Origin of the sequence: Streptomyces sp. Ru73 (assembly GCF_002920575.1) — a bacterium.
Classification (GTDB): Bacteria; Actinomycetota; Actinomycetes; order Streptomycetales; family Streptomycetaceae; genus Streptomyces.
On the sequence record NZ_PQSQ01000031.1, the window covers coordinates 53,987 to 73,678 of the forward strand.

A 19,692-nucleotide genomic window follows, 5' to 3' on the forward strand; every position below is an offset into this window, starting at 1 on the left:
TCAGCTCACTACTCCGGTCATCACGGATACGGGGACGGCGATGAAGCCGACGGTGAGGACCAGCGCCAGGACGTTGGCGGCGGCCTTCAGGACCCGGTCGCGGGTGGGCCGGTTGGCGCCCAGGGTCTGCGCCGCGCTCCAGAAGCCGTGCCGGACGTGCAGGCCGAGCGCGAGCATCGCGACGATGTAGATGACGTTGCCGTACCAGGTGGAGAAGGTGGCGACGACATTGGCGTACGGGTGTCCGGCAGCGGCGTGCGGGTTCACCGTCAGGGTCGTCAGGTCCAGGATGTGCCAGACGATGAAGAGGCCCAGGATGACGCCGCCCCAGCGCATGGTGCGGGTGGCGTAGCTGGCGCGCTTCTTCTTATGCACGTACTTCGCCGGGCGCGCTGCGATGTCGCGGCGGCTCAGCTGGTAGGCGGCGACCGCGTGCACGATCACCGCGGCCAGCAGCACCACCCGGGCGATCCACAGGAACCACTCGTGGTGCAGGAAGGGCTCGCCGATGGTGCGCAGCCAGTGGGCGTAACCGTCGAACTCGGCGGCTCCGAAGAAGATCTTGAGGTTCCCCAGCATGTGGGCGACCAGGTACAGCAGCATCACGATGCCGCTGACGGCCATCGCGGTCTTCTTGCCGACGGTCGAGTGCCACAGGATGCCCGCATAGGAGGACGGCCGTCGGTCCGTCCGGGTGTCCACTGCCATGGGCACGACGGTAGGGACGCCGTAAGTCATCAGTCCAAGACATGGTGCGGCTCATCTCCATAGGCAATGCCTATTCACGCACTATCGTGGCCGCATGCAGCTGCAGCAGCTCCGGTATTTCGCGGCCGTCGCCGACACCCGGCACTTCACCCGCGCCGCCGAGCGGGAACACGTCGCCCAGCCCTCCCTCTCCCAGCAGATCCGCTCGCTGGAGCGGGAGCTGGGCGCCGAGCTGTTCCACCGGGCGCGCGGCCACATCACGCTCACCGACGCCGGCGAGACGCTGCTGCCGTTCGCCCGCCGGATCCTCGCCGACGCCGACACCGCGCGCCGCGAGGTCCAGGAGGTCGCCGGGCTGCGCCGCGGCCGGCTCCGGCTCGGCGCCCCGCCCAGCCTCTGCGCCTCCGTCGTCCCCGACGTGCTGCGCGCCTTCCACGACCGTTACCCGGGCGTGGACCTCCAGGTGCACGAGTCCGGGTCCCAGGACCTGGTGCGCGTACTGGCCGCGGGCGAGCTGGACCTCGCCCTGGTCATCACCCCGCTCCCGGTGCAGGCCCCCGCGCTGACCACCGCCGAGCTGCTGCGCGAGGAACTCGTCGTCATCTCGGCGCCGGACGGCCCGCCCCCGGTACGCCGCACGCACATCCGCGTCGACGACCTCCGCGACCACCCGCTGGTGATGTTCCGGCGCGGCTACGACCTGCGCGAATTCACCGTCGCCGCGTGCCGCGCCGCGGGCTTCGAGCCGCTGTTCACGGTGGAGGGCGGCGAGATGGACGCGGTCCTCGGCTTCGTACGGGCCGGGCTCGGCATCGCCGTCGTCCCCAGCATGGTCGCCGCGCGCGCCGGGCTGCGCGCCACCCCGTTCGCCGCGCCGGGCCTGCACCGCAACATCTCCGTCGCGCACCGCGCCGACGTCTCGCCGCCCCGCGCGGCCCGTGAACTGCAGCGCATCCTCGTCCGCCACCTGGCGCCGGGCGCGTCGGAGGACTAGCCACGCCTCCCTGGGCACTGCCGCACAGGGCGGTTTTCGGCCGTGCGTCGCGATATTGCCGTACGGCGGCAGGCGCGGACCTGCCTGGTGACGGGCGGCCGGACGGTGTCCGGCGCACACCCGCGCCCGCCGCTTACGGTGTTTTCCACGCACAATGCCGCTTTCCCGTTGCCGGTCGCGCGGCCATCGCGGTACCAATGCCTCACTTGCCGTCCGGTCTCCTCGGACGGCAAACGGGGGAAATGAACGGGGGACATCGTCATGCTGCGCGAAGCCGTACCGCGCGACGTCATCTCACGCGGGGTCATGCCGCGGGAAAAGGCCGACGCGAGCGCGCATCACGTCTGTGACCTGCGCATCTCCGCCTGACCAGCACGTTCCGAACCGGGCACGGAAGCGCGCTGATTCGCGCCCGAAGGCACAGGATCGCGCGGGAGCGCGCGGAATTCCACGGACTGCCGTACCGGAACGTCCGGCGTTATCCGCCGCGCGCGGATAACGCCTTCCCACCGGTATCCGGCAGCACCCGGAGCCCGTCAGCACCCAGAACCCGGAAAGGCACGGCGGCCGGTGCGTGGGTCACCGCCGGAATCCGCCGTGCCCGTCCTGACTGCGCGACGCCGCCCGGCACCGCTTCGGCGTCCGGGCCGCCGGTACCGCAGTACGCCACCGACGACGCGCCGTACGAGACCGAAGGGGCGGACCGACCGCCATGACCGAGCACCGCACCGACCAGCGCACGACGACCGACCGCATCGTGCGCGACAGCACCACGACCGATCGCACCACGACCGATCGCACCGCACCCGGGAGCACCGCTCCTGTAGGCACTGCACCTGACCGCACTGCACCCGACCGCACTGCTCCCGTAGGCACCGTGCCCGACCGCACCGCACCCGACAGCCCCGTGCCGGAGCACACCGTGCCGGACCGGCCCGTGTCCGACGGCACGCCGCCGGACAGCCACCGGCCCGATGCCCCGCCGCCGGCAGCCGAGGCACCGGACAGCCACCGTCCGGACGCGCCCCGGCCGGACGCCGTGCCCGGTCCGGGCGCCGTGCCCCGGCCGGACGTCGCGGCGCGCCTCGCCGTCCTCACCCGGCGGCTGGACGAGGCGTGCGGGCGCGCCGGCCGGGTGCCCGGCTCCGTGACGCTCGTCGCGGTCAGCAAGTACCGCTCGCGGGAGGCCGTGGCCGTCGCGCTGGACGCGGGCCAGCGCGACTTCGCCGAGAGCCGGGTCCAGGAGGCCCGCGCCAAGTGGCCGCCGCTCCGCGCCCGCCACGCGGGCGTCCGGCTCCACCTCGTCGGCCCCGTGCGGACCGGCAAGGCCACCGAGGCCGTCCTCGGCTTCGACGTCCTGCACAGCGTGGACCGCCCGGCGCTGGCCGCGGCGCTCGCCGCCGCGATGGCCCGTACCGGCCGCAGGCCCGACTGCTACGTCCAGGTCGACACCGGCGGCGGAGCGCGGCAGAGCGGCGTGCCCCTGGACGCCGCCGACGCCTTCCTCAAGGAGTGCCGGGAGGTGCACCGGCTGCCGGTCGTGGGCCTGATGTGCCAGCCGCCGTCCGGCCGCGACCCGCGCCCGCACTTCCGGCTGCTGCGCGCGCTCGCCGCCGCGCACGGCCTGGCCGGGCTGAGCATGGGCACGAGCGAGGACTTCGAGGCGGCGGTGGGGGAGGGCGCCACGGTGATCAGGACGGGCCGGGCGCTGTTCGGCCCCCGGCCCCGGCGCACAGCGAACCCGCCCGAGGCCGGCCCGGGCGGCCGGCCGGACCCCCGCGGGGAACGCCGTGACCCGCCCGGCACCCGCCCCGGCGCCCCGTAGCTACAGCCCCAGCTTCGCCTCCTGGAGCCGGGCCACCGCCTCCTTGTCACCGTCCAGCTCGACCTTGGCGGCACCCTGCCGCCCGAACAGGAACAGCGTCAGCTCGCCCGGCTCGCCGGTGACGGTGACCACCGGCGTGCCGCGGTGGGCCACCGCCGTCCGCCCGTCGGGGCGGCGCAGCACCAGGCCCACCGGGGACTTGCGCCCCAGCAGCCGGGCCATCCGCTCGATGCGGGACCACAGCGCGTCGGCGAAACCGGCGCTCAGCTCGCGCGGCGTCCAGTCCGGCTGCGCCCGCCGCACGTCCTCGGCGTGCACGAAGAACTCCACGGTGTTCGCCGCCTCGTCCACCTGCTTCAGTGCGTACGGCGACACCTTCGGCGGCCCGGTCCTGATCAGCCGGATCAGCTCTTCGTACGGCTTGGCGGCGTACTCGCCCTGGACCCGCTCCAGCCGGGACGCCAGCGGCTTGAGCACCAGGCCGCCGGCCGCGTCCGCGCGCCGCTCCCGCACCACCACGTGGGCGGCCAGGTCACGCGCGGTCCAGCCCGCGCACAGCGTCGGCGCCTCGGGCCCCGCGCTCTCCAACAGGTCCGCGAGCAGAAGTCGTTCACGCTTGGCATGGGTCGACATGGCCTCACCCTACGGCCGGCCCGCCGCCCGTGCCACGATGCCGCGCGCTCCCTTCCGCCCCTCCCGCTTCACTCATGGACGAGGATCACCGCCATCACCACCACGGCCGCCACGAAGACCGCGCACAGCACGGTCGTCGCCACCTTGGCCACGCGGTCGTCGTCCGGGGGCGGATACCGGTCGTTCATGACCGCATGATGCCGCACGGCCGGCCGGTGCCGGCGGCACGGCACAATGGGGGCATGAGCAGCAGTCCCGTCTCCCCGTCCGCCGCCGGGTCCCCGTCCGGTCCGGAAGCGCCCGCCGGCACCTCCCTGGACCCGGCCATCGCCGCCCGCCTCAAGCGCAGCGCCGACGGGCTGGTCCCCGCCATCGCGCAGCAGTACGACACCGGCGAGGTGCTGATGCTCGGGTGGATGGACGACGAGGCGCTGCACCGCACGCTGACCACCGGCCGCTGCACCTACTGGAGCCGCAGCCGCCGCGAGTACTGGGTCAAGGGCGACACCTCGGGCCACGTCCAGCACGTGAAGTCCGTCGCCCTGGACTGCGACGCCGACACCGTCCTGGTCAAGGTCGACCAGGTCGGCGCGGCCTGCCACACCGGCGCGCGCACCTGCTTCGACGAGGACGTGCTGCTCGCCCTGGACTGACCCCGCCGGGCACCGGACGCCGGACGGCACGCCGCCCGCGTCCGGAGGGCGGCCCGTGGGCGATCAGTAGGCGGACATGCCCCGCCCGCACCGCTGATCGCTACTAGGATCCGCTCACATGACCACGGGAACCACCGGCACCGCGACTCCGGACCTCGAAAACTTCCGCACCCTCGCGAAGGACCGCCGGGTCATCCCGGTCACCCGGCGGCTCCTCGCCGACGGCGACACCCCGGTGGGCCTGTACCGCAAGCTCGCGGCCGAGCGCCCCGGCACCTTCCTGCTGGAATCGGCCGAGAACGGCCGCAGCTGGTCCCGCTACTCCTTCATCGGCGTCCGCTCCGCCGCCACCCTCACCGCCCGCGACGGGCAGGCGCACTGGCTCGGCACCCCGCCGGTCGGCCTGCCCACCGGCGGCGACCCGCTCGCCGCCCTGCGCGAGACCGTCGAGACCCTGCACACCCCGCGCGACCTCATCGAGGGCCAGGGCCTGCCGCCCTTCACCGGCGGCATGGTCGGCTACCTCGGGTACGACATCGTGCGCCGCCTGGAGAAGATCGGCGACTCCACCGAGGACGAGCTGCAGCTGCCCGAGCTGACCATGCTGCTCACCTCCGACCTGGCCGTCCTGGACCACTGGAACGGCACGGTCCTGCTGATCGCCAACGCCATCAACCACAACGACCTGGACACCGGCGTCGACGAGGCGTACGCGGACGCCGTGGCCCGGCTGGACACCATGGCGTACGACCTGAGCCGCCCGGCCCCGTCCAACGCCGCGGCCCTCCCGGCCTCCGAGCTGCCCGAGTACACCGCGAAGTGGGGCGGCGAGGCGTTCAAGGACGCGGTGGAGGACATCAAGGAGCGCATCCGGGCCGGCGAGGCATTCCAGGTCGTGCCCTCGCAGCGCTTCGAGACGCCGTGCACCGCCTCCGCGCTGGACGTCTACCGGGTGCTGCGGGCCACCAACCCCAGCCCGTACATGTACCTCTTCCGCTTCGAGGGCGGCGACGGCCTGCCCTTCGACGTGGTGGGCTCCAGCCCCGAGGCGCTGGTCAAGGTCGAGGACGGGCAGGCGATGCTGCACCCGATCGCCGGCACCCGGCCGCGCGGCGGCACCCCGCAGCTGGACCAGGCCCTCGCCGACGAGCTGCTCGCCGACCCCAAGGAGCGCGCCGAGCACCTGATGCTGGTCGACCTGGGCCGCAACGACCTCGGCCGGGTCTGCGAGCCCGGCAGCGTCGAGGTCGTGGACTTCATGTCCATCGAGCGCTACAGCCACGTGATGCACATCGTGTCCACGGTCACCGGCAAGGTCGCCGAGGGCCGCACCGCCTTCGACGTGCTCACCGCCTGCTTCCCGGCCGGCACCCTCTCCGGCGCCCCGAAGCCGCGCGCGCTGCAGATCATCGAGGAGCTGGAGCCGACCCGGCGCGGCGTCTACGGGGGCTGCGTGGGCTACCTGGACTTCGCCGGCGACTCCGACACCGCCATCGCCATCCGCACCGCGCTGCTCCGCGACGGCACCGCGTACGTGCAGGCCGGCGCGGGCATCGTCGCCGACTCCGACCCGGCGGCGGAGGACGCGGAGTGCCGCAACAAGGCGGCGGCGGTGCTGCGCGCGGTGAACACGGCGAACAACCTGAGCAGCTGAGGCCCGCGGAACGACGCCCGAGCCGGACGATCAAGCCTGTCCGGCGATTGAGCACACCGAGGCCGAAGGCCGTCGGTACCCCCACAGGGACGTGCACCCGGCAACGTACGCGATAGTGGTACGTGTGAGTGCCGTACCCCCGCCCCGCACCGACGCCGCCGAGACCGACGCCGCAGCCCCCGCCGGTGGAGCCCCGTCGGCCAAGCCCGCGCGCCGGGCACTGGCCTTCGCGCTCCTCCTCGGAGCCCTCGGCGCCGCCCTCGCCCTGCTCTCCTCCGGCCGCACCTGGGCCACCGCCACCGCCGTGGTCGCCCAGGGCGAGCTGCCGCAAAAGGCGTCGGGCCAGGACGTCACCGGCGTGCCGGGCGCGCTCGCCGTGGTGGGGCTCGCCGCGCTGGTCGCCGTCTTCGCCGTACGCGGCGCCGGCCGGACCGCGGTCTCGGGCCTGCTGACGCTGAGCGGCGCGGGCATCGTCCTCGGCGCCCTCCTCGGCAACGCCGACACCGCCGCGCTGAAGGCCAAGGCCGCCACCGCCACCGGTATGAGCGACGCCGGGGTCCACCACGTCGCGCACACCGCCTGGCCCTGGGTGGCCGCGGGCGGCGGCGTCCTGCTGCTGGCCGCCGGGGTGCTGGCGCTGGTGTACGGGCGGCGCTGGCCCGCGATGTCCGGGCGCTACGAGCGGGCGGCCGGCGGTCCCCGCACGGCCCGCGGTCCGCGCCGCGCGGCCGCGAAGCCTGACCTGGACCGCCCGGAGGAGATCTGGAAGTCGCTGGACCGGGGCGAGGACCCCACCGCCTAGCGGACGGCCGTCACCGGTCCGCACCGACCCGATGGCGGGCCCGCCCCGCGCATCAGGGACAATGGACCAGAGCGAACGCCGCGCCCCGACCCAGGCGCGAGAAAGCAACGAGGAGCATTCATGTCGAGCAACGGCCACGGACACACCCCGGCTGCGTGGACCGGCGTCATCATTTCCTTCATCGGCTTCTGCGTCGCGGGCGCCGCCACCGTGGTGGCCGCCGTGCCGGTCTTCTGGGTCGGCATCGTCCTCATCCTGGCGGGCGCCGTCGTCGGCGGCATCATGCACGCCGCCGGCATGGGTTCGGCCCCGAAGCGCGCCAAGGGCCGCCCGCAGACGCAGGAGAGCTGACCCTCCTGACCCCCTCGCCGGCCGGACCGTGTCCGGCCGCGTTCCGGGCCCCGGCCCGTTGGCTCGACGTGGGCGCGGCTTCCCGGCCGCACCGCACGCAGGTTCCCCGCGCTCATGGCGCGGAGCGGCCCGTGCGGCGGCGGGGAGCTGCGCCCTCACGCGTACCGGGGCACAATCGGCACCGTGACGGAACCCGTGACGCACACCCCGGACGGCCCGCCCGCTGCCCCTGCGGCCCGCCGCGGCGCCGTACGCCGCCTGGCGGCCCCGCTGGGGACCCTCGCGGCCGTCCTGGCGGCCTTCGCGTACGTGGGCGCCGTCGACCCCAACGAGGCGGGCCACTACCCCGTCTGCCCGCTGCTGCGGCTCACCGGGATCTACTGCCCGGCCTGCGGCGGGCTGCGCAGCGCCCACGCGGTCGCGCACGGTGACCTGGCCGCGGCGCTCGGTGCCAACGCGCTCGCGGTGCTCGGGTACGCAGCGTTCGCCGTCTTCTGGACGGTCTGGCTGGTGCGGGCCGGTCGCGGGCTGCCGGCCTCCGGGCCGCGGCCCGGAGCCGTCCACTGGTGGCTGATCGGCGGTGTCGTGCTGCTCTTCACCGTGCTCCGCAACCTGCCCGCCGGAGCGGCACTGGCCCCCTGACCGGCGCTTTCCCGCCGGCTCCGGGGCGCGGCCGTTCGGCTGGTATTCGCCGCTTTCTGTCCATGTTGTGGGACTGCGGACGGCCGGATGCGAGACGGACGCCGCTGGCCGGATACCATCGGAGTGCCTGCTGGGAGCGCACCGCGTCCCTGGAGGTGACAGTTTCCCTCCACCGCTCAAGAAGGAGGCCGCTCGCGTGAGTGTGCTCGACGAGATCATCGACGGAGTCCGCGCCGACCTCGCCGAGCGACAGGCGCGCGTCAGCCTCGACGAGCTGAAGGAGCGGGCGAAGAAGGCAGCGCCGGCCAAGGACGGCGTGGCCGCGCTCAAGGGCGACAGCGTCCGGGTGATCTGCGAGGTCAAGCGCTCCAGCCCGTCCAAGGGCGCGCTGGCCGCCATCGCCGACCCGGCCGGGCTCGCCGCCGACTACGAGGCGGGCGGCGCCGCCGTCATCTCCGTCCTCACCGAGCAGCGCCGCTTCGGCGGCTCGCTCGCCGACCTGGAGGCCGTCCGGGCCAAGGTCGACATCCCGATCCTGCGCAAGGACTTCATCGTCAGCGCGTACCAGCTGTGGGAGGCCCGCGCGTACGGCGCCGACCTGGCCCTGCTGATCGTGGCCGCGCTGGAGCAGGAGGCGCTGGTCTCGCTCATCGAGCGGGCCGAGTCGATCGGGCTGACCCCGCTGGTCGAGGCGCACGACGAGGAAGAGGTCGAGCGCGCGGTGGCCGCCGGCGCGAAGATCATCGGCGTGAACACCCGCGACCTGAAGACCCTCAAGGTCGACCGCAACAACTTCGGCCGGGTCGCCCCCGAGATCCCCGACCACATCGTGAAGGTCGCCGAGTCCGGCGTCCGCGGGCCGCACGACCTCATCGCGTACGCCAACGAGGGCGCGGACGCCGTCCTCGTCGGCGAGTCGCTGGTCACCGGCAAGGACCCGAAGACCGCCGTCGCCGACCTCGTCGCGGCCGGCTCCCACCCGGCCATCCGCCACGGGCGGGACTGAGACCGCATGACCGCCGCCGTCCGCCGCCACGCGCCGCGCCCGGGCCACCGCCCGGCCGCGGCCGGTGCCGCGCGCCTGCCGCACGCGGCCCTCGGGCGCGGGTGCAGGCCGCGCGGCTGCCGGGCCCCGGCCCGGCGGATACACGGACGACGCGTCCGCTACCACATCGGCTCCGAGCCCGGGCAGATCAACGGGCGCCGATGGCCCCGTCCCGCGCCGCGCGCGGGCGCCCACGCCTGACCGGACCCACGCCGTACGAGACTGCCCGTACGGGGGCTCCGGCGGAGTGTGACACCCGGGCCCGCGCCGCGCGCACGTAGCTTGATGCCCGAATGTCGAGATACCGAGACTTCCGGGGCGTACGCGTGCGCCCCGGCGAGGAGTACGCCGCATGTCGTCCGACTTCTTCATCCCGGACCCCGAGGGCCGGATCCCCAGTGCCGAGGGCTACTTCGGCGCCTTCGGCGGCAAGTTCATCCCCGAGGCGCTGGTCGCCGCGGTCGACGAGGTCGCCGAGGAGTACGAGAAGGCCAAGGCCGACCCCGAGTTCGCCCGCGAGCTCGACGACCTGATGGTCAACTACACCGGCCGGCCCAGCGCCCTCACCGAGGTGCCGCGGTTCGCCGAGCACGCCGGCGGCGCCCGGATCTTCCTCAAGCGCGAGGACCTGAACCACACCGGCTCGCACAAGATCAACAACGTGCTGGGCCAGGCGCTGCTCACCAAGCGCATGGGCAAGACCCGCGTCATCGCCGAGACCGGCGCTGGCCAGCACGGCGTCGCCACCGCCACCGCCTGCGCCCTCTTCGGCCTCGAATGCACCATCTACATGGGCGAGATCGACACCCAGCGGCAGGCGCTCAACGTCGCCCGCATGCGGATGCTCGGCGCCGAGGTCATCGCCGTGAAGTCCGGCAGCCGCACGCTGAAGGACGCGATCAACGAGGCGTTCCGCGACTGGGTCGCCAACGTCGACCGCACCCACTACCTCTTCGGCACGGTCGCCGGGCCGCACCCGTTCCCCGCCCTCGTACGCGACTTCCACCGCGTCATCGGCGTCGAGGCCCGCCGGCAGATCCTGGAGCGTGCCGGACGGCTGCCCGACGCCGCCGTGGCCTGCGTCGGCGGCGGCTCCAACGCCATCGGCCTCTTCCACGCCTTCCTGCCCGACGAGGACGTCCGCCTGATCGGCTGCGAGCCGGGCGGCCACGGCGTGACCACCGGCGAGCACGCGGCCACCCTCACCGAGGGCACCCCGGGCATCCTGCACGGCTCCCGGTCCTACGTCCTGCAGGACGAGGACGGCCAGATCACCGAGCCGTACTCGATCTCCGCCGGCCTGGACTACCCGGGCATCGGCCCCGAGCACTCCTACCTCAAGGACGCGGGGCGCGCCGAGTACCGCGCCGTCACCGACGACGCCGCCATGCAGGCGCTGCGGCTGCTGTCCGAGACCGAGGGCATCATCCCCGCCATCGAGAGCGCGCACGCACTGGCCGGCGCGCTGGAGGTGGGCCGCGAGCTGGGCAAGGACGGCCTGATCGTGGTGAACCTCTCCGGCCGGGGCGACAAGGACATGGACACGGCCGCGCGGTACTTCGGGCTGTACGACGCCCCCGCCGACGACGCGGTCGAGGCGGACGACACCGACGCCACGGACACCGCGCTCGGCGCGCACCAGGAGGGGACGAAGTGATGGCGGGCAACGTCGAACTGCTCAGCTCGGTACTGGCCGGCGCGAAGGCCGAGGGACGCGCGGCGCTGGTCGGCTACCTCCCGGCCGGCTTCCCGACCGTGGACGACGGCGTGCGCGCCGTCACCGCGATGATCGAGGGCGGCTGCGACGTCGTCGAGGTCGGGCTGCCGCACAGCGACCCGGTCCTGGACGGCCCGGTCATCCAGACCGCCGACGACATCGCGCTGCGCGGCGGCGTGAAGATCGTCGACGTGCTCCGTACGGTCCGCGAGGCGCACGCCGCCACCGGTGCCCCCGTGCTGTGCATGACGTACTGGAACCCGGTCGACGCGTACGGCGTGGAGCGCTTCGCCGCCGACCTGGCAGCGGCGGGCGGCGCCGGCTGCATCCTGCCCGACCTGCCGGTCGAGGAGTCCGAGGTGTGGCGGAAGGCCGCCGGCGAGCACGGCCTGGCCACGGTCTTCGTGGTCGCGCCGAGCAGCAAGGACGCACGGCTCGCCAAGATCACCGCGGCCGGTACGGGCTTCGTGTACGCGGCGTCGCTGATGGGCGTCACCGGCACCCGCGAGTCCGTCGGCCGGGAGGCCCAGGACCTGGTGGAGCGCACCCGCGCCACCACCGACCTGCCGGTCTGCGTGGGCCTCGGCGTCTCCAACGCCGAGCAGGCCGCCGAGGTCGCGCAGTTCGCCGACGGGGTCATCGTCGGCTCCGCGTTCGTGAAGCGGCTGCTGGCGCACGAGGGCGACCTGGAGGCCGGACTCGCCGGCGTACGGGAGCTGGCCGGGGAGCTGGCCAAGGGCGTACGGGCGTAAAGCCGGTACCGCTCGGGTCGCTCGTTAGGACGAAAACCGGGGCGGAGGGGCGCAGTCGCGTCCCTCCGCCTCGTTTTTCCGCAGTGTGAGCCAGAAAACCCGAGCCGAAGGCAGCGCACGCGAGCGGCTGCAGGCACAGCGCGAGAAGGAAAAGGCCCGCGCCCGGCGCGGCAGGCAGGCGAAGGTCGCCGGGGTGGTGGTCGCGGTCCTGGCGGTGGCCGCCGGCATCGCGGTCTGGGCGGCCTCCACGGGCGACGACAAGAGCGCCCCGGTCGCCGCACCGAAGGGCGCGTCCGGCGGTGACAAGCCCGCGGTGACCGTGGGGAAGAAGAGCGCGCCGTCCACGCTCCAGGTGTGGGAGGACTTCCGCTGCCCCGCCTGCAAGCAGTTCGAGACGGGCTTCCGCTCGACCCTCCACCAGCTCCAGGACAGCGGTCAGCTGCGGACCGACTACCACCTGGCCCTGCTCATCGACGGCAACATGGGCGGCAAGGGCTCGCTGCACGCGGCCAACGCCGCGCTGTGCGCGCAGGACGCCGGCCGGTTCCGCGACTACCACGACGTGCTGTACAGCAACCAGCCCGGTGAGCAGCAGGACCGGTTCGCCGACAACAACTACCTGATCAAGCTGGCCGGGAAGGTCCCCGGACTGGTGACCCAGGACTTCCGCTCCTGCGTGCGGGACGGCACGTACAACGGCTTCGTGCAGAAGTCCCACGAGGCGTTCCAGAGCGCCGGCCTCCAGGGCACCCCGAGCGTCATCCTCAACGGGAAGAACATCTTCGCTGACCAGAGCGTGCAGATGACCCCGCAGAAGCTGAAGCAGATGGTGCAGGAGGCGAACAAGAAGAAGTGAGGCGGGACGGCCGGGAAGCGCCGTCCGGGGGGTCGTTACTGAGCCGTTGCCGGGTGGGTTGCCGCCCGGCACGCGCGGCGCGGTAGCGTCGGGGCTGCCATGGACCTCGCATTCATTCCCAGCCCGTCGACCGGAGTCGTGCATCTCGGCCCGATCCCGCTGCGCGGCTACGCATTCTGCATCATCATCGGCGTCTTCATCGCCGTCTGGCTCGGCAACAAGCGCTGGATCCAGCGCGGTGGCCAGAGCGGGACGGTCGCCGACATCGCCGTGTGGGCGGTGCCGTTCGGCCTGGTCGGAGGGCGGCTCTACCACGTCATCACGACGTACGAGCCGTACTTCGGCGCGGGCGGCGACCCGATCAAGGCGTTCTACGTCTGGGAGGGCGGCCTCGGCATCTGGGGCGCCATCGCGCTGGGCGCGGTCGGTGCCTGGATCGGCTGCCGGCGCCGCGGCATCCCGCTGCCGGCGTACGCGGACGCGGTGGCGCCGGGCATCGCGCTCGCGCAGGCGATGGGCCGCTGGGGCAACTGGTTCAACCAGGAGCTGTACGGCCGGCGGACGGACGTGCCGTGGGCGCTGAAGATCGACCCGGATCCGGCGATCGGCCGCGTGGGCGGCTACTACCACCCGACGTTCCTCTACGAGTCCCTGTGGTGCATCGGCGTTGCGCTCCTCGTCATCTGGGCCGACCGGCGCTTCAAGCTGGGACACGGCCGGGCGTTCGCGCTGTACGTCGCGTCGTACTGCGCGGGCCGGGCGTGGATCGAGTACATGCGGGTCGACGAGGCGCACCACATCCTGGGCCTGCGGCTGAACGTCTGGACGGCGCTGATCGTGCTGGTCCTCGCGGTGGTCTACATGGTGCTGTCGGCGAAGCGCTCGCCGGGCCGCGAGGCGGTCGTCGAGCCCGCCGCCGTGGCGGAGACCGCGGCGGAGGACGGCGACGGGGCGACCGCGGCGGCGGAGCAGGACGCGCCCGCGCCGGACACCCGGGACGAACGGTCCGCCGCCGGTGACGGCCCGTCCGCGGCCGCGAACGGCGACGAGCCCGAGGCCGGGACCGACGCGAAGCCCGCGGCCGACGAGCCCCGGGACGGGGCGTCCGCCGGCCGCGCGGGCGAGAAGAAGCCCTAGCCGAGCTCCTCGGCGACGCACAGCGGGCCGTGGTCCTCCCGGGGGCCGCGGCCCGCTGTCATGTCCTGCGGGACCTCCCCGTCCACCGGCCCCGCGGAGTCCGGGGCGCCGATGACCGCCAGGGCCGCCGTCTCGCGGGCCAGCGCGTCGAAGCCGACGCCGTCCAGGCCGCCGATGCCGGTGGCCAGGCGGTTGGCGAGCGGCGCTGTCCACCGGGCGGGCAGCGCTTCCGGGGCGCCGGCCAGCAGGCCGGTGAGGGAGCCGGCCGTCGCGCCGTTGGAATCGGTGTCCCAGCCGCCGGAGACCGCGCGGCACACGGACCCGGTGAAGTCGCCGTCGGCGTGGGTGAGCGCAGCGGCCAGCAGCGCGGCGTTGGGCAGGACGTGCACCCAGTGGTGCCAGCCGTACGCGGCGTGCAGCCGGTCCACGACGGCCTCGAAGCCGCCGGGCGTGCGGTCGGGCGCCTCCCGGGCGGCCGCGATGCCGAACCGCACGGCCCCGGCCAGGCGCGAGCGGGGCGGGACGACGGCGAGCCCGGCCGCCAGGCACTGGTGCACGTCCGCCGTGCCGCCCGCGGCCGCGGCCAGCGCGGCGGCGGCGAACATCGCCCCGTACACGCCGTTGGCGGTGTGGCTGAGCACCGCGTCCCGCCAGGCGGCCGCGGCGGCCCCGGCCGGGTCACCGGGGTGCGTCCAGCCGTGCACGTCGGCGCGGATCAGGGCGCCGATCCACTCGCGGAAGGGGTTGCGGAAGCGGGCGGTGTCCGGCGGTTCGATGCCGTCGAGGAGGTTGCGGTACGCGATCCGCTCGGCGGTGAACGTCCGGCCGGCGGGCAGCTCGCTGAGCCACAGCCCGGCGAGGTCGGCCGTGGTGAAGCCGTGGCCGTGGCGGCGGAGCAGCAGCAGGCCGAGGAGCGGATGGTTCAGGTCGTCGTCCTCGGGCATCCCGTCGATGTTCTCGGCGAGCGAGGTGGCCCGGCTGCGGCGGTTCCAGGGGTGCCGGGCCGCGATGGCGGGGTCCAGGCCCGCCTCGGTGAACCAGGTGTGCAGCGGCCAGTTCCCGGTCGACCGGGCGATCGCCCGGATGCCGGCCAGCGGCAGCTTCTCGACCGGCTTGCCGAGCAGGCAGCCCGCCGCACGGCCCAGCCAGGCGGCTTCCAGGCGGGGCAGGAGCCCGGCGGCGACGGGGCCGCGCGGGGGCCCGGGCGCGGCGGCCCGGATCTCCGCCAGGCCGGCGGGCTCGTCGGCGGCCGAGGGGCAGGGCAGGGCGGCCAGGTCGTCCAGGAGCGCGGTGGCGAGGGCACGGAGCCGGGGGGACACCGGGCCGGGGGAGGCGCCGGCCCGGTCGGGGGCGAGTGCGCCGCCCGCGGTGAGCCAGCGCCGGCGGATCACGGTGGCGTCCCGGCCGTCCTCGGCGGCCTGCCGCAGCTCGTGGCCGATCAGGTCCTCCGGCTGGACCCAGGTCACCCGCAGGGGCGCCGGCGGGTAGGTCATCGGGCCTCCGTCAGCGCGGCGAACGCGGCTTCGTGTGCGCGGCGGCGCGACTGGTCGCGGCGGTGGATCTCGCGGGCCACGGCGGTCAGCGCAGCCGCCGGGCCCCGCAGGTCCAGCCGGCTGGCCTCGGAGACGGCCGCGGTCCACTCGGCGGGCACGGTGCGGCCGAGCGCGCCGACCAGGGCGCCGCACATGGTGGCGATGGAGTCGCAGTCCCGGCCGTAGTTGACGGCGCCGAGGACCGTCTCGCGGTAGTCGCCGTCGCCGATGAGCAACAGACCGAGCGCGATGGGCAGTTCCTCGATCGCGTGCAGCCGCGAGGGCCGCCGGGCGCCCAGCGACGGCCTGCGGTACTCGGGACCCACGGTATCGAACGGCGCGACGGCTCCCCGCAGTTTGGCCAGCGCGGGCTCGAACTCGTCGTAGTCCGCCGCCACTTCGCACACCGCCTCGATCGCGGTGCGGGTCCCGTCCTTCGCGAGGGAGAGCGCCGCCGCGACCACGGAGCCGGGGGAGGCGCCGGGGACGCAGGCCGCGGCCACCGCGGCGGCGAAGACACCGGCCGCCTCCCGCCCGTACGAGGACTGGTGCGCGCCCGCGACGTCCAGCGCCTCGGCGTAAGCCCCGTGCGGATCACCGGCGTTGACCAGCCCGACCGGGGCCATGTACATCGCCGCACCGCAGTTGACGATGTTGCCGACGCCGGCCTCGCGGGGGTCGGCGTGCCCGTAGTGCAGCCGGGTCACGAGCCACTTCTCGGCGAGGAACACCCGCTGCAACGGCAGTGCCTCGGCCTCCAGTTCGGGGATCCAGCGCACCTCGGTCATCAGGTCGGGCACCAGGTGCTCGGCGACCGCGTACGCGTCGAGGTGGTCGCGGACCTTCTCGTACACCCTGATCAGCGCGTGCGTCATGAGGGTGTCGTCGGTGACGTGCCCGTCGCCCTTGTGGTACGGCGCGAGGGGGCGCGCCGTACGCCAGTCCGCGTGCCACGGGCCGACGATGCCGCGTACCGGGCCGCCGTGCCGCTCCCGGATCTGCTCCGGGCTGTGGCCCTCGACCGGTCCGCCGAGCGCGTCGCCGACCGCGGCCCCGGCCAGCGCGCCGGCCGTGCGGTCGGCGAGGGAGGGGGCCGCCGTGGTGGTGGGTGGTGCCGCCGTGTCGGTCATGGCCGGTCCGGTCCTTTCGGCAGGGGAGTCTGCGGAGTGGTCAGTTCGGTGCCGGCGAGCAGGCCGGCCAGCTCGACCAGGTCGGTGCCGGCCAGCCGGGGGAGCGCGCAGCCGGAGAGGGTGCGGCAGGCGTCGCGCCAGGCGGCGGGCAGTGCGGCGGCGCCGCCGAGCGCGCCGGTCAGCGCGCCGGCGAGGGCGGGCGCCGAGTCGGCGACGCGGGACAGGCAGGCAGCGGCGGGCACCGCCTCGGCGGTCCGGCCGCCGCCCGCGAGGGTCAGCGCGAGGGCGACCGGCACGGTCTCGGCCGCGGCGATGCCGTAGCTGTAGACGTGGTCGACGATCTCGTGCTCCAGGGCGGGGACGAGAGCGAAGGCGGCGCCGGGGCCGCCGACGGCGGTCGCCTCGGCCAGCCGTACGGCGTGCAGGGCGTTGCGGCGGATCTCGGTGCCCTCGGGGAGCTGGCCGAGGGCGGCCTCGACGCAGGCGGGCGGGGCGGCGCCGCCGAGCGCGGTGGCGACGGCGGCGGCCATCGCGCGGGCGCCGTGCACCCCGTCGCCGTCCTGGGTGTACCGGGCGTCGAACTCGGCGAGCCCGGCGGCGGCCACCGGGTCGCCGGGGTGCACGACGGCCAGGACGGCGGCGCGCACGCAGGCCGCGTCGTCGAAGAAGTGCGGGTTGTCGTGGCCGGTGGCGGGCGGCCGCAGCCCGGCGGCGAGGTTGCCGAGCCCGGCCCGTACGGAGATCCGGGCGCGCAGCGGCAGTACGGCCGACTCCACTTCCGGGGCCCGGTCGGCGGCGGCCGCGACCTCGCAGGCCAGCGCGTTCCAGGCGAGGTCGAGGGCGGCCCGCACCCGGCGGTCGCGGCCCAGGTCGGGCAGGAAGGCACCGGCCGCCGTGAGCACGGCACCGGCGGTGAAGGCGGCCCACTCGGCGTCGTCGGAGGGGCCGAGGCGGAGCGGTTCGGGGGGCTGGTTGAGGGCGATGGGGACGGGCAGCGTGGTGGTGGCGTTCTGCTCGGCGAAGGTGTCCAGTTCGCGGGTGAGGCGCCGGGTCCACTCGGGCATCCGGGCTGCCCGGTGCCGGCCCGCGGGCCAGCCGGCGGCGTCCCCGGCGGCGAGGCCGAGGAGGAGGCCCTCGATGCGGGTGCGGCTGGGTGGGACATCAAGCCCGTCCGGCGTGTGAGGACGAGCCCGGAGGGCGACCGGGGCCGCGGGGAACTGCGCGAACGGCCCCGGCGGTGCGGCAGTCGCCCGCGGCGGGCCGGGAGCAGCCCCGGCAGCGCCGCCGTCCGGGCCGGCGGCGCTCATGGCGTCACCGGGCCCGCGGGTGTCAGCAGGTCGGCGATGTCCAGGACGTGGTAGCCGGCCATCGAGGGCAGGCAGCTGCCGCGTACCGGGCCGATCACCCGCGCCCATTCGGCCGGCACGGCTCCCGTACCGCCGAGCGCCCCGGCCAGTGCCCCGGCGACGGCCGCCGTGGTGTCGGCGTCCCGGCCCATGTTGACCGCGGTCAGCACCGCGCCGGGGAAGTCGCCGGCCGCCGCGGCGAACGCGCCGAAGGCCAGGCCGACCGCCTCGGGGGCCAGATCGGTCCAGGGGTAGCCGCCGATGACGACGGCGGAGCGCACGGCGCGTTCGGTGCCGAGGCGGGTGATGCCGGGGTCCAGCCGGGAGCGCTGGGCCGCGGCGACCGCGCGGCGCAGCGAGCGCGCCGTCCAGGAGTCCTCGGGGACGACGGAGAGCGCGGCGGCGATCACCGCGTCCGCGGTGCTGGCGACCATCGCGGCCGCGACCCCGGCGGCGACGGCCTGGCCGCCGTAGATGCCCTCGCCGTCGTGGCTGACCGTGCCGTCCACCGCGACCAGCCGGGCGGCCTCGGCGGGCCGGCCCGCCGCGTGTACGCCGAACGGCGCGGCCCGCATCGCCAGTCCGTCGCTCCAGGCATGCCGGTGCTGGGCGGAAATCGGTGCCGCGAGCCCCCGGCGGAGGTTCTCCAGGGTGCCGCGCTCGCTGAACCCGGCCCCGCGGAAGGGGCCTTCGTCCAGGTCGGCGATCCAGCGGTGCCAGGCGGCCTCGACGTGCGCGACGGTGAGGGCGGAGCCGTGTTCGGCCAGCAGCAGGCCGGCGAAGACGGCGTATTCGGTGTCGTCGGTGCCGGCCGGGTCGTCGGCGACGAAGCCCTCGATGCGGCCCCAGCGGCGGCGGATCTGCGAGGGCTTCATGTTCTCCGCCGGGGCGCCGAGTGCGTCACCCACGGCCAGGCCCAGCAGGGCGCCGCGGGCCCGGTCGCGGAGATCGGCGGGGCGGTCACCCGGGGTCACGGGGGCGGGTGCGGGGGCGTGCGGTGCGCTCATGTGCCTGCCCTTCCGCCGAGCGGTCCGGAGCGGTGTCGCGTCTGAGGGATCGTAGGGCCGGTTTGCCGCGTATGGGGGGAGATCGAGCCGGATCGGAGTGATGTCGTGATGGCCGGATCCCAGTTGCGGGGAGCGGTGTGCTGTGATCCGGATCACGCGTCGGGCGATTCGGTAAAGCCGCAGGTCAGAGCGGTAAGTACGGCCTTCCTTGCTAGCGCGAGGGGGTGTGGGGCGCATAACTTCGAGGTGTTGCAGGGGGAAGCGCCGCTCATCGGCCCACACCTCGCGAGGGAGGGAGAGGTCCCTTATGTCCGTCACTGATGTCATGGACGCGTCGGCTCCTACGCACATCGCCCACCGTGACAACCACACCCACCGTGACGTCAACGGCGGCTGGCTCCGCCCGGCGGTGTTCGGCGCGATGGACGGACTGGTGTCCAACCTCGCCCTGATGACGGGCGTGGCGGGCGGCTCGGTGTCGCAGCAGACCATCGTCATCACGGGGCTGGCCGGACTGGCCGCCGGTGCCTTCTCGATGGCCGCCGGCGAGTACACCTCGGTCGCCTCGCAGCGCGAGCTGGTCCAGGCCGAGCTGGATGTCGAGCGCCGTGAGCTGCGCAAGCACCCCAAGGACGAGCAGGCCGAGCTGGCCGCCCTGTACGAGTCGCGCGGCGTGGAGCCCGCGCTCGCGCGCGAGGTCGCGGCGCAGCTCTCCAAGGACCCCGAGCAGGCGCTGGAGATCCACGCCCGCGAGGAACTGGGCATCGACCCGGGCGACCTGCCCTCGCCGCTGGTGGCCGCCGTCTCCTCGTTCGGCTCCTTCGCGCTGGGTGCGCTGCTGCCGGTGCTGCCGTATCTTCTGGGTGCCTCCGCGCTGTGGCCCGCGGTCGTCCTCGCGCTGCTGGGGC

20 protein-coding genes are annotated in these 19,692 nt (G+C 74.6%); 14 read left to right on the forward strand and 6 right to left on the reverse strand.

Features of this window, described 5'->3' with window-relative positions:
• A complete protein-coding gene (locus C3486_RS16175) occupies positions 1–708 on the reverse strand; it encodes a succinate dehydrogenase cytochrome b subunit (protein ID WP_103833413.1) in 708 nt (235 codons plus the stop codon).
• 94 nt (positions 709–802) lie between these two features.
• Between C3486_RS16175 and C3486_RS16180 the strand changes: the two genes are divergently transcribed.
• Positions 803–1,702 carry a LysR family transcriptional regulator gene (locus tag C3486_RS16180; RefSeq protein ID WP_103833414.1) on the forward strand — a complete coding sequence of 300 codons (900 nt, stop codon included), beginning with the start codon at positions 803–805 and terminating at the stop codon, positions 1,700–1,702.
• Positions 1,703–2,579: 877 nt separating this feature from the next.
• Positions 2,580–3,527, forward strand: coding sequence for a YggS family pyridoxal phosphate-dependent enzyme (locus C3486_RS16185; RefSeq protein ID WP_258052807.1), 948 nt, complete (start codon positions 2,580–2,582; stop codon positions 3,525–3,527).
• Here the strand turns inward: C3486_RS16185 and C3486_RS16190 are convergent, their stop codons facing one another.
• Complete coding sequence (locus C3486_RS16190) at positions 3,528–4,160, reverse strand: TIGR03085 family metal-binding protein (protein WP_103833415.1); 633 nt, start codon at positions 4,158–4,160, stop codon at positions 3,528–3,530.
• 242 nt (positions 4,161–4,402) lie between these two features.
• Here C3486_RS16190 and hisI point away from each other — a divergent pair, with 242 nt between their 5' ends.
• From hisI to lgt, 11 genes are all read left to right on the forward strand, one after another.
• Complete coding sequence (hisI, locus tag C3486_RS16195; RefSeq protein WP_258052808.1) at positions 4,403–4,813, forward strand: phosphoribosyl-AMP cyclohydrolase; 411 nt, start codon at positions 4,403–4,405, stop codon at positions 4,811–4,813.
• A 118-nt stretch (positions 4,814–4,931) separates the two neighbouring features.
• Positions 4,932–6,467, forward strand: coding sequence for an anthranilate synthase component I (locus C3486_RS16200; protein ID WP_103833416.1), 1,536 nt, complete (start codon positions 4,932–4,934; stop codon positions 6,465–6,467).
• 124 nt (positions 6,468–6,591) lie between these two features.
• Positions 6,592–7,269: a TIGR02234 family membrane protein gene (locus C3486_RS16205; RefSeq protein WP_103833417.1), complete on the forward strand. Its 678-nt coding sequence runs from the start codon at positions 6,592–6,594 to the stop codon at positions 7,267–7,269.
• 120 nt (positions 7,270–7,389) lie between these two features.
• A complete protein-coding gene (locus C3486_RS16210; protein WP_103833418.1) occupies positions 7,390–7,620 on the forward strand; it encodes an HGxxPAAW family protein in 231 nt (76 codons plus the stop codon).
• A 183-nt stretch (positions 7,621–7,803) separates the two neighbouring features.
• Entirely contained in the window at positions 7,804–8,262 is a 459-nt protein-coding gene (locus C3486_RS16215; RefSeq protein ID WP_374936878.1) for a DUF2752 domain-containing protein, read from the forward strand.
• A 196-nt stretch (positions 8,263–8,458) separates the two neighbouring features.
• Positions 8,459–9,268, forward strand: a complete 810-nt coding sequence (gene trpC, locus C3486_RS16220; protein ID WP_103833420.1) for an indole-3-glycerol phosphate synthase TrpC — start codon at positions 8,459–8,461, stop codon at positions 9,266–9,268.
• 6 nt (positions 9,269–9,274) lie between these two features.
• Positions 9,275–9,508 carry a tryptophan biosynthesis modulator TrpM gene (gene trpM, locus C3486_RS38025; RefSeq protein WP_103833421.1) on the forward strand — a complete coding sequence of 78 codons (234 nt, stop codon included), beginning with the start codon at positions 9,275–9,277 and terminating at the stop codon, positions 9,506–9,508.
• A gap of 151 nt (positions 9,509–9,659) precedes the next feature.
• On the forward strand, positions 9,660–10,964 hold the full coding sequence (trpB, locus tag C3486_RS16230) for a tryptophan synthase subunit beta (RefSeq protein WP_103833422.1): 1,305 nt from the start codon (positions 9,660–9,662) through the stop codon (positions 10,962–10,964).
• The gene (gene trpA / locus C3486_RS16235; RefSeq protein ID WP_103833423.1) at positions 10,964–11,776 is read left to right on the forward strand and encodes a tryptophan synthase subunit alpha; all 813 of its coding nucleotides are present in this window, start codon (positions 10,964–10,966) and stop codon (positions 11,774–11,776) included. Before trpB ends, trpA begins: the two co-directional genes overlap by 1 nt.
• A gap of 85 nt (positions 11,777–11,861) precedes the next feature.
• Positions 11,862–12,632, forward strand: coding sequence for a thioredoxin domain-containing protein (locus C3486_RS16240; RefSeq protein WP_103833424.1), 771 nt, complete (start codon positions 11,862–11,864; stop codon positions 12,630–12,632).
• Between the two features lie 99 nt (positions 12,633–12,731).
• Positions 12,732–13,769, forward strand: coding sequence for a prolipoprotein diacylglyceryl transferase (gene lgt / locus C3486_RS16245; RefSeq protein WP_103833425.1), 1,038 nt, complete (start codon positions 12,732–12,734; stop codon positions 13,767–13,769).
• On the opposite strand, the gene C3486_RS16250 is transcribed toward lgt, so the two are convergent.
• Genes C3486_RS16250 through C3486_RS16265 form a run of 4 tightly spaced genes read right to left on the reverse strand, consistent with a single transcriptional unit; the run spans position 13,766 to position 18,784 of the window.
• Positions 13,766–15,262 carry an ADP-ribosylglycohydrolase family protein gene (locus C3486_RS16250; protein ID WP_103833426.1) on the reverse strand — a complete coding sequence of 499 codons (1,497 nt, stop codon included), beginning with the start codon at positions 15,260–15,262 and terminating at the stop codon, positions 13,766–13,768. The genes lgt and C3486_RS16250 overlap by 4 nt on opposite strands.
• Positions 15,259–16,431, reverse strand: a complete 1,173-nt coding sequence (locus tag C3486_RS16255) for an ADP-ribosylglycohydrolase family protein (protein ID WP_103833427.1) — start codon at positions 16,429–16,431, stop codon at positions 15,259–15,261. The genes C3486_RS16250 and C3486_RS16255 overlap by 4 nt, the downstream gene beginning before the upstream one ends.
• Complete coding sequence (locus C3486_RS16260; RefSeq protein WP_103833428.1) at positions 16,428–17,738, reverse strand: ADP-ribosylglycohydrolase family protein; 1,311 nt, start codon at positions 17,736–17,738, stop codon at positions 16,428–16,430. Before C3486_RS16260 ends, C3486_RS16255 begins: the two co-directional genes overlap by 4 nt.
• Positions 17,735–18,784: an ADP-ribosylglycohydrolase family protein gene (locus C3486_RS16265; RefSeq protein WP_258052810.1), complete on the reverse strand. Its 1,050-nt coding sequence runs from the start codon at positions 18,782–18,784 to the stop codon at positions 17,735–17,737. The genes C3486_RS16260 and C3486_RS16265 overlap by 4 nt, the downstream gene beginning before the upstream one ends.
• Before the next feature lie 307 nt (positions 18,785–19,091).
• Here C3486_RS16265 and C3486_RS16270 point away from each other — a divergent pair.
• A partial coding sequence (locus C3486_RS16270; RefSeq protein ID WP_103833429.1) for a VIT1/CCC1 transporter family protein occupies positions 19,092–19,692 on the forward strand: 601 nt, incomplete at its 3' end.